Raw genomic sequence first — 1,714 nt, 5'->3', positions numbered from 1 at the left:
ACCCAAACAATATTTGCGAAGTCAATTCGCTTTTATAAAAAAGTAACAACAATCGATGAGCTATTCAAGCCATCATCATAAGATGAGAGTTTGATCCTGGCTCAGGACGAACGCTGGCGGCATGCCTAATACATGCAAGTCGAACGCGTCTTCGTTAACTGAAGTGCTTGCACGGACGTTAACCATAAGACGAGTGGCGAACTGGTGAGTAACACGTAGGAAACCTGCCCAGAAGCAGGGGATAACACTTGGAAACAGGTGCTAATACCGTATAACAACGAAAACCGCATGGTTTTCGTTTGAAAGATGGCTTCGGCTATCACTTCTGGATGGTCCTGCGGCGTATTAGTTAGTTGGTGAGGTAAAGGCCCACCAAGACGATGATACGTAGCCGACCTGAGAGGGTAATCGGCCACATTGGGACTGAGACACGGCCCAAACTCCTACGGGAGGCAGCAGTAGGGAATCTTCCACAATGGACGAAAGTCTGATGGAGCAATGCCGCGTGAGTGAAGAAGGGTTTCGGCTCGTAAAACTCTGTTGTTGAAGAAGAACGGGTGCAAGAGTAACTGTTTGCATCGTGACGGTATTCAACCAGAAAGCCACGGCTAACTACGTGCCAGCAGCCGCGGTAATACGTAGGTGGCAAGCGTTGTCCGGATTTATTGGGCGTAAAGCGAGCGCAGGCGGTTTCTTAAGTCTGATGTGAAAGCCTTCGGCTTAACCGGAGAAGTGCATCGGAAACTGGGGAACTTGAGTGCAGAAGAGGACAGTGGAACTCCATGTGTAGCGGTGGAATGCGTAGATATATGGAAGAACACCAGTGGCGAAGGCGGCTGTCTAGTCTGTAACTGACGCTGAGGCTCGAAAGCATGGGTAGCAAACAGGATTAGATACCCTGGTAGTCCATGCCGTAAACGATGAGTGCTAGGTGTTGGAGGGTTTCCGCCCTTCAGTGCCGCAGCTAACGCATTAAGCACTCCGCCTGGGGAGTACGACCGCAAGGTTGAAACTCAAAGGAATTGACGGGGGCCCGCACAAGCGGTGGAGCATGTGGTTTAATTCGAAGCTACGCGAAGAACCTTACCAGGTCTTGACATACTATGCAAATCCTAGAGATAGGACGTTCCCTTCGGGGACATGGATACAGGTGGTGCATGGTTGTCGTCAGCTCGTGTCGTGAGATGTTGGGTTAAGTCCCGCAACGAGCGCAACCCTTATTATCAGTTGCCAGCATTAAGTTGGGCACTCTGGTGAGACTGCCGGTGACAAACCGGAGGAAGGTGGGGATGACGTCAAATCATCATGCCCCTTATGACCTGGGCTACACACGTGCTACAATGGGCGGTACAACGAGTTGCGAAGTCGTGAGGCTAAGCTAATCTCTTAAAGCCGCTCTCAGTTCGGATTGTAGGCTGCAACTCGCCTACATGAAGTTGGAATCGCTAGTAATCGCGGATCAGCATGCCGCGGTGAATACGTTCCCGGGCCTTGTACACACCGCCCGTCACACCATGAGAGTTTGTAACACCCAAAGCCGGTGAGATAACCTTCGGGAGTCAGCCGTCTAAGGTGGGACAGATGATTAGGGTGAAGTCGTAACAAGGTAGCCGTAGGAGAACCTGCGGCTGGATCACCTCCTTTCTAAGGAATATACGGAGGCTACACATACTTTGTCGAAACAATGTTCAGTTTTGAGGGGCTTACCTCTCAA

1 rRNA gene is annotated in these 1,714 nt (G+C 50.8%); it reads left to right on the top strand.

From position 1 onward, the window contains the following. The first annotated feature begins 78 nt into the window (after positions 1-78). Positions 79-1,644 (top strand): 16S ribosomal RNA (locus tag EKM70_RS11105). Positions 1,645-1,714 lie beyond the last annotated feature (70 nt).

The organism is Levilactobacillus lindianensis, from assembly GCF_003946095.1.
In the GTDB taxonomy this organism is placed as follows: domain Bacteria; phylum Bacillota; class Bacilli; order Lactobacillales; family Lactobacillaceae; genus Levilactobacillus; species Levilactobacillus lindianensis.
Note: the sequence above shows the minus strand (reverse complement) of the source record. Positions and strands in the feature narration are given on the sequence as shown.